A 7232-nucleotide genomic window follows, 5' to 3' on the forward strand; every position below is an offset into this window, starting at 1 on the left:
GCGGACGGGAACTGTCGGCGCCGCGGAGTAATGTCGCTGGGCGATGAGCACCCTCTTCGACATCCCCAACGCAGGCCAGGAACCCGGCTCCGAGCCGGCGCCCGGGGCGTCCGGAGTGCCCGCTTCCCGGCGGCCCGTCCGCCTCGCGGTCGACCCCACGACGCTGCTGGAGGGGCTCAACGACCAGCAGCGGGCCGCGGTCGTCCACGAGGGCACGCCCTTGCTGATCGTGGCCGGTGCCGGCTCGGGCAAGACGCGCGTCCTGACCCACCGGGTGGCCTGGACCCTCGCGCACCGCGGCGCCCAACCTGGCGAGATCCTCGCGATCACGTTCACGAACAAGGCCGCGGGCGAGATGAAGGAGCGGGTCACCGAGCTGGTGGGCCCGCGCGCCCGCTCGATGTGGGTGTCGACGTTCCACTCGGCGTGCATCCGCATCCTGCGGGCCGAGGCGAAGACCGCCGGGCTGAAGTCGCAATTCTCGATCTACGACGCCGACGACTCCCGGCGGTTGATGACGCTCGTCGGCCGGGAACTCGACCTCGACCCGAAGCGGTACCCGGCGCGCTCCCTGCTGGCTCAGGTCAGCAACCTCAAGAACGAGCTGGTCGACGAGGAGACGTTCGCGTCCCGGGCGTCCGGCACGGCGGAGCGGATGCTGGCCGAGGCGTACACGCTTTACCAGCGGCGGCTGCGCGAGGCCCAGGCACTCGATTTCGACGACATCATCATGACCACGGTGAACCTACTGCAGGCGTTTCCGGCGGTGGCCGAGCACTACCGGCGGCGCTTCCGGCACGTCCTGGTCGACGAATACCAGGACACGAACCACGCGCAGTACATGCTCATCCGCGAGCTTGTGGGCACCGACGCGGCGGGCGACCCGCCGCCGGCCGAGCTGTGCGTCGTCGGCGACGCCGACCAGTCGATCTACGCGTTCCGCGGCGCGAGCATCCGGAACATCCTGGAGTTCGAGCGCGACTATCCGCAGGCCACCACGATCCTGCTGGAGCAGAACTATCGCTCGACGCAGACGATCCTGTCGGCGGCGAACGCCGTGATCGCCCGCAACCCCGACCGGCGGCCGAAGAACCTCTGGTCCCAGGCGGGTGACGGGCATCCGCTCACCGCCTACGTGGCCGACAACGAGCACGACGAGGCCGCCTGGGTGGCCGGAGAGGTCGACCGGCTCACCGACTCGGGCACCCACCGGCCCGGCGACGTCGCGGTGTTCTACCGCACGAACGCCCAGTCCCGGGTGTTCGAGGAAGTGTTCATCCGGATCGGCCTGCCGTACAAGGTCGTCGGCGGCGTCCGCTTCTACGAGCGGAAAGAGGTGCGCGACGCGCTCGCGTACCTCCGGGCGATCGCCAACCCCGACGACACGGTGAGCGTCCGGCGGGTGCTTAACACACCCCGCCGGGGCATCGGTGACCGGGCCGAGGCCTGTGTCGAGGCCCTGTCGTCCCGGGAGCGCATCGGGTTCGGTGCGGCGCTGGAGCGCGCCGGAGAAGCCCCCGGCATCGGGAGCCGGGCGGTGAAGGCGATCGGCGATTTCACCGGCCTGATGTCGTCGTTGCGGGATCTGGCCGAGACCGAGCCGCCCAGCATCGTGCTGGAGGCCGTGCTCACCCGTACCGGCTACCTGGCGGAGCTGGAGGAGAGCACCGACCCGCAGGACGAGGGGCGCGTCGAGAACCTCCAGGAGCTGGTGAGCGTCGCACGCGAGTTCGAAGAGCGCGCGGCGGCCACCGAGACCGAGGCGGGTCTGGTCGAGTTCCTCGAACAGGTCGCGCTGGTGGCCGACGCCGACAGCGTCCCACCTGCTCCGGACGACGCGGAGGGCGCCGATCAGGCGGCCCAGCAGGGGCAGGTCACGTTGATGACGCTGCACACCGCGAAGGGCCTGGAGTTCCCCGTCGTGTTCCTGACCGGGCTCGAGGACGGGGTGTTCCCGCACCTCCGGTCCCTCGGTGACCCGAAGGAGCTCGAGGAGGAACGCCGGCTGGCGTACGTCGGCATCACCCGGGCGCGGGAGCGGCTCTACCTGTCCCGGGCGATCACCCGGAGCGCGTGGGGGCAGCCGCAGTACAACCCGCCGTCCCGCTTCCTCGACGAGGTGCCCACCGGCTTGCTGAGCTGGGAGCGGCAGGCGCCGGCGCCGAAGGAGACGCTGTCGAAGTGGAGCGGCACCGGGTCGGCGCAGGAGCGGCTGGCCGAGCACTACGCCTCCTCGGCGCGGCCGAACGCTCGGGCGGGCGGCGGTAACCGGCCGGTGATCTCGCTGGACATCGGCGATCGGGTCACCCACGACGCTCACGGGCTGGGCCGCGTCGTGGAGATGCGCGGCGAAGGCGACCGGGCGCAGGCCTGCGTCGACTTCGGTGACGGCAAGCCGCGGTGGTTCCTGCTCCGCTACGCCCCCTTCCAGAAGCTTTGATGGCGACCCGCTGAGAACGACGTTGGCAGGCGAGCGCGAGGCCGTGAGTACGACTAATACGACGCGGCCTCGCGCTCGACTGCCAGCGCCGCCCTCAGCGGGCTCCAGCGCCGTAATAAGGACAAATACCCGCGGCTGACGACGCTGTGAAGCGGCTCCTGCGCATCTTTGTGCCTTCTCGCTCGTTTGCTGAGTAGTCGACGTTTCGGCGAGCGGCGAACGCAGCGGCAACACGCGTCACAACAGCCGTTATTCGCCACGAGGTGGTCGGCCGAAAGGGTGGTGTTCGACCCGCTGTCCCGATAGGATCGAACACATGTTCGAACGATGGGTTCGCGGTCGGCAGCGGCGAGGGCGGTGCGACATGAACGGTGTTGGCTCGCGGAATGACGTACTCGTAGTGCTTCGCAAGCCCGGACGTCATCGGCGCCCCGGTCCGAGTGCGGTACTGCGTGCGCGGTTCCGGCCGGCGGTGGCGGCGGTGCGCTCGAGCGTTCCGGCGGCCGAACGGCGGCACGCGGAGGTGCGGGGGGCCTACGTCATCGGGCCCTATCGCCCTGGAGCCTCAGAGGGTGGTGTCGACGCCGGTCATGGCGACGTCGTGGTCCTCGAGCCATGCCAGCGGGTCGCTGGGGACGTCGTCGATGCGGACCTCGAAGTGGAGGTGCGGCCCGGTCGAGGCGCCGGTGCTGCCGATCTTGGCGATCGTGTCGCCGGCCTCGACCTGGTCGCCGACCGAGACGGTCAGCTCTGAGTTGTGCCCGTACCGGGTCGTGACGCCGTCGCCGTGGTCGATGATCACGATCTGGCCGTAGCCGCCGTACCAGCCCGAGCGGATCACGGTGCCGGCGCTAGCCGCCTTCACCGGAGCGCCGTAGCCGGCCGCGATGTCGATGCCGTAGTGGAACGCTCCCCAGCGGGCGGCGAAGAGGGAACTCAGCGGGCCCGCGGCGGGTCGCGTCCAGACCGGGAGCTGCTCCGGCTCGCCGACTCCGCTGCGCTTCAGTGACCGGGAGGCGCGGGGGGTACCGCTGCGCGTCTCCGCTTGGGTGGTGTTCCCCGCGTCGCTGGATTGGCCGGCGAGTTTGCCGGCGTCGACCTGCTGGCCCAGGGCCGCCGAGGCGGATGCGGCATCCGTCGAAGGGAGTGCGGAACCCACCGCCAACGCCGCGACGCTGACGCCGACCACGGCAGTCGTGACCGCCATGGCATATCCGGCGCGTGGTGCTGTGGGCGCGCGATGGCGTCCGACGTGTCGGACCTTCCCGCTCTCGTGCACAAACTGCCTTTCGACGGCCTACCTGCTTCCCTTCCTCGTTCACGTGTGACACCGCAGAAGTGTTCACTACGGCACCGGGTGGTGCCGACGGATCGAGGTCCGGAGGCGTCGTTGCTAGCAAGCCAGCCCGACACAGGGCGTTACGGTAGCCAGCCCTCGACGGCAGACACAAGAATGGCATACGAACCCGTGGCTTTCCGCCCCTGGAATCCCTTTTATTCGCTCCGAAACCGCGGCTTTCAGTAGCCGTGGAAGCACCTCTGGTTATCAACCGTTTCTCTGGGGCACTTTAGTGAATCGGGTCAGATCCCTCGATACCGCCAGATCGCGGGCGCTGGATCCATCATTAAACCTATCTAAAGAAGGCTTGGGTCACGCGTACGGGGTCCGGGGCGGGTGTTCCCCCGTACGGCTGAGTACCGGCCGACGTCCGGCCTGGCTTCGGATCGCGCTTACGGAGGGTTACCGTCGACCGCCTCGGACCCGGTCCGAACGGAGGGGTCGGGCGCACCCCTCGAACGCCCGACCCCGACCGCCCACCGTTGCCAGTGGGCGGTCGTGGGGAACAACGCACGGCCACGCCTGGGGTAACGGGGGCTGGTGTGTCGAACGGGGCTGAAGAGCAAAAAGATGTCTGTCCGGTTAGCGCGCTGCGCCGTTGGTCGGATCGTGGCGGGCAGGATCGGTGGTCCGCTCGCCGGCGGTCCACGTCACACGACCCGCCACCCACCTCGCCCGATGCGTCGAAACCTGCGTGACCTGGCGGCTTTCGGGTGTCCGACCGGACACCTGATGTTCTTATCGTCGTGCTTGTGAGGTAACACACCGACGCGGAGACGCACAGGGCGTGTCGCCACCGATAGCCTGCCGCAAGAGGGTGTCGGATACCCGTCATCTCCGGACGTCGTGTTACTTGCCGGTCCATCCGGCTCGGCGCGCCGGGTCACCCGCGGCCGCGCCGCGGATGCCCCGACGAACCGGGCCCCGGCCCGGCAGCATCGGCCGCAGCGGCAGCACCCGTGCGGTCGGCACCGCGACGACGGGTTTCGCCTCCGACATCCGTGCGACGAGGCAGCGACAGCGGGCCGAGCGGCGGCTTGAGACCCGCGTCGACACGAGCGAGGACGGACGCGGCAGTGGATCTGTTCGAATATCAGGCGAGGGAGATCTTCGCCAAGCATGGGGTTCCGGTGCTGGCCGGCTCCGTAGCCGACACTCCCGCGGAGGCTCGCGCCATCGCGGAGAAGGTCGGCCGCCAGGTCGTAGTCAAGGCGCAGGTGAAGGTCGGTGGTCGCGGCAAGGCCGGTGGCGTCAAGCTGGCCGCCACGCCGGACGAGGCCGAGGCCCGGGCGACCGACATCCTGGGCATGGACATCAAGGGCCACATCGCCCACCGCGTGTTGGTCGCCGAGGCGAGCGACATCGAGGAGGAGTACTACTTCTCCTTCCTGCTCGACCGGGCCAACCGCACGTTCCTCGCGATGGCCAGCCGGGAGGGTGGCGTCGAGATCGAGCAGGTCGCGGTCGAGAACCCGGACGCGCTGGCGAAGATCCCGGTCAGCGCCGTTGACGGCGTCGACGCCGCGAAGGCCCGCGAGATCCTCGTCGCCGGCAAGTTCCCCGAGGACGTGCTGGACGAGGCCGCCGCGGCCGTCGTCAAGCTGTGGGACGTCTTCGTCAAGGAGGACGCCACGCTCGTCGAGGTCAACCCGCTGGTCAAGGCCCCCGGAGGCCGGATCATCGCGCTCGACGGCAAGGTCACGTTCGACGGCAACGCCGACTTCCGGCAGCCGAGCCACGACGAGCTCGAGGACGTCTCCGCGGTCGACCCGCTGGAGCAGGCCGCGAAGGCCAAGGGCCTCAACTACGTCAAGCTCGACGGTGAGGTCGGCATCATCGGTAACGGTGCCGGCCTGGTCATGTCGACGCTCGACGTCGTCGCCTACGCCGGCGAGGAGTTCGGCGGCAAGAAGCCGGCCAACTTCCTCGACATCGGCGGCGGCGCCTCCGCCGAGGTGATGGCGAACGGCCTGGAGATCATCCTCTCCGACCCCTCGGTCAAGAGCGTCTTCGTCAACGTCTTCGGCGGCATCACCGCTTGCGACGCGGTCGCCAACGGCATCGTCGCGGCCCTGAAGCTGCTCGCCGAGCGTGGCGACGAGGTCAACAAGCCGCTGGTCGTCCGGCTGGACGGCAACAACGCCGAGCTGGGTAGGCAGATCCTCACCGAGGCGAACCACCCTCTGGTCGAGCAGGTGGACACGATGGATGGCGCCGCCCGTCGCGCCGCCGAGCTGGCAGCGAAGTAAGGGACGCGAGATGTCGATCTTCCTGACCGAGAAGAGCAAGGTCATCGTCCAGGGCATGACCGGGTCCGAGGGGCGCAAGCACACGCAGCGCATGCTCCGCTCCGGCACCCAGATCGTGGGCGGCGTCAACCCGAAGAAAGCCGGCACGTCGGTCGACTTCGAGGACGGTGTGTCCGTGCCGGTGTTCGGCAGCGTCGCGGAGGCCATCAAGGAGACCGGCGCCGACGTCAGCGTCATCTTCGTTCCGCCGGCCGGCGCCAAGGCCGCGATCATCGAGGCCGTCGACGCCAACATCGGCCTCGCGGTCGTCATCACCGAGGGCATCCCGGTGCACGACACCACCTGGGCCTGGGACTACGCGCAGAAGAAGCGCGCCGAGGGCGGCCAGACCCGGATCATCGGCCCGAACTGCCCGGGTCTGATCTCTCCCGGGGCGTCCAACGCGGGCATCATCCCGGCCGACATCACCAAGTCCGGCAAGATCGGACTGGTCAGCAAGTCCGGCACGCTGACCTACCAGATGATGTACGAGCTGCGGGACATCGGTTTCTCGACCGCGGTCGGCATCGGCGGTGACCCGGTCATCGGGACCACCCACATCGACTGCCTCGAGGCGTTCGAGGCCGACCCCGACACCACGGCGATCGTGATGATCGGCGAGATCGGTGGCGACGCGGAGGAGCGGGCCGCGACCTATATCTCCGAGCACGTCACGAAGCCGGTCGTCGCGTACGTCGCGGGCTTCACCGCCCCCGAGGGCAAGACGATGGGCCACGCCGGCGCGATCATCTCCGGCTCGGCCGGTACCGCGCAGGCGAAGAAGGAGGCCCTGGAGGCCGTCGGCGTCAAGGTCGGCAAGACGCCGTCCGAGACCGCGCGTCTCATGCGCGAGATCGTCACCGCCTGACGTTTTCGTACCAACCGGCCGGGTCCCGCTTCCGCGGGGCCCGGCCGGCGTCGTTCGTGCGGCCCCGTGCCCTGCCGCCCCTCACCACCTATGCGGACGCTCCACCGCGCGCCGCCGCCCGCAGGCGGGACGGGTCTACGGGAAGAGCGCCCCTCACCGCGCTCCACAGGTGAGTTTCGGGAAGACCGCGCCTGACGCGGGCGGCGCGGGCGGGCTTTCGGGAAGAGCACGTCTCGCGCGCTGACGAGAGGCGTGGCCTTCCCGAAAAGTCATGGCGGGCGCGGGCGCGGGCGCGGG

The 7232-nt window shown here is 69.5% G+C and carries 5 protein-coding genes; 3 read left to right on the top strand and 2 right to left on the bottom strand.

Going from position 1 to position 7232, the window contains the following annotated elements; all coding sequences use genetic code 11:
• Window positions 1-43 precede the first annotated feature (43 nt).
• Window positions 44-2440 carry a DNA helicase PcrA gene (pcrA, locus tag ABEB28_RS34670; protein WP_345732483.1) on the top strand — a complete coding sequence of 799 codons (2397 nt, stop codon included), beginning with the start codon at window positions 44-46 and terminating at the stop codon, window positions 2438-2440.
• A 565-nt stretch (window positions 2441-3005) separates the two neighbouring features.
• On the opposite strand, the gene ABEB28_RS34675 is transcribed toward pcrA, so the two are convergent.
• Window positions 3006-3647, bottom strand: a complete 642-nt coding sequence (locus ABEB28_RS34675) for a M23 family metallopeptidase (protein ID WP_345732484.1) — start codon at window positions 3645-3647, stop codon at window positions 3006-3008.
• Window positions 3648-4628: 981 nt separating this feature from the next.
• On the bottom strand, window positions 4629-4778 hold the full coding sequence (locus ABEB28_RS34680; RefSeq protein WP_345732485.1) for a hypothetical protein: 150 nt from the start codon (window positions 4776-4778) through the stop codon (window positions 4629-4631).
• A gap of 77 nt (window positions 4779-4855) precedes the next feature.
• Here ABEB28_RS34680 and sucC point away from each other — a divergent pair, with 77 nt between their 5' ends.
• Both sucC and sucD read left to right on the top strand, forming a co-directional pair.
• The gene (sucC, locus tag ABEB28_RS34685; RefSeq protein ID WP_345732486.1) at window positions 4856-6028 is read left to right on the top strand and encodes an ADP-forming succinate--CoA ligase subunit beta; all 1173 of its coding nucleotides are present in this window, start codon (window positions 4856-4858) and stop codon (window positions 6026-6028) included.
• 10 nt (window positions 6029-6038) lie between these two features.
• Window positions 6039-6935: a succinate--CoA ligase subunit alpha gene (sucD, locus tag ABEB28_RS34690; RefSeq protein ID WP_345732487.1), complete on the top strand. Its 897-nt coding sequence runs from the start codon at window positions 6039-6041 to the stop codon at window positions 6933-6935.
• Window positions 6936-7232 lie beyond the last annotated feature (297 nt).

This window comes from Cryptosporangium minutisporangium (assembly GCF_039536245.1).
Classification (GTDB): Bacteria; Actinomycetota; Actinomycetes; order Mycobacteriales; family Cryptosporangiaceae; genus Cryptosporangium; species Cryptosporangium minutisporangium.

Bases quoted from the DNA above. Each gene is read 5' to 3' on its own strand.
- pcrA (WP_345732483.1), top strand. From the start codon at position 44: ATGAGCACCCTCTTCGACATCCCCAACGCAGGCCAGGAACCCGGCTCC.
- ABEB28_RS34680 (WP_345732485.1), bottom strand. From the start codon at position 4,778: ATGTCGGAGGCGAAACCCGTCGTCGCGGTGCCGACCGCACGGGTGCTG.
- ABEB28_RS34675 (WP_345732484.1), bottom strand. From the start codon at position 3,647: ATGGCGGTCACGACTGCCGTGGTCGGCGTCAGCGTCGCGGCGTTGGCG.
- sucD (WP_345732487.1), top strand. From the start codon at position 6,039: ATGTCGATCTTCCTGACCGAGAAGAGCAAGGTCATCGTCCAGGGCATG.